The organism is Pseudoflavonifractor phocaeensis, assembly GCF_016901955.1.
Taxonomy (GTDB): Bacteria; Bacillota; Clostridia; order Oscillospirales; family Oscillospiraceae; genus Flavonifractor; species Flavonifractor phocaeensis_A.
Window position 1 is genome coordinate 1 of record NZ_JACJLC010000227.1, and the last position, 484, is coordinate 484.

Below are 484 nucleotides of genomic sequence, written 5' to 3' on the forward strand. Positions count from 1 at the left end.
TAACGCATGTAGCTGACCGATACTAATCAGCCGAGGGCTTGACCTAAACATGATGATTGCAGGCGCTTGCCTGGGCTGGAAATCTGCATTGTTCGGTTTTGAGGGTGCTAACATAGCGACGCGTACACGGCCCGTTGGTCAAGCGGTTAAGACGGCGGCCTCTCACGCCGCAAACGTGGGTTCGATTCCCGCACGGGTCACCAAACCTGCGCCTTTAGCTCAGCTGGTAGAGCAACTGACTCTTAATCAGTGGGTCCCCGGTTCGAATCCGTGAAGGCGCACCAGTCTCTATGGAGCGTCTGCGAGGCGCTCCATAGAGAACCTCTAAAATTAAGTGCTTATCGTTGAGAAGAACGGTAAGGAGAAGAAAGTTGTTGAAAGTTTCTTTTGCTTACTTTTCTTTTCAAAGGAAAGTAAGTTGGTGTTGATTGCGGTGAGGGTCCACCCGTTCCCATCCCGAACACGGAAGTTAAGCTCACCTGCG

General features: G+C 51.7%; 2 tRNA genes and 1 rRNA gene. All 3 read left to right on the forward strand.

Annotated elements, in window-relative coordinates:
• Positions 1-128: 128 nt before the first annotated feature.
• A tRNA-Glu gene (locus tag H6B51_RS17310) sits at positions 129-203 on the forward strand.
• Positions 204-208: 5 nt separating this feature from the next.
• Positions 209-284 (forward strand) — tRNA-Lys (locus H6B51_RS17315).
• Between the two features lie 133 nt (positions 285-417).
• Positions 418-484: ribosomal RNA gene (rrf, locus tag H6B51_RS17320) — 5S ribosomal RNA — on the forward strand; the annotation flags it as partial.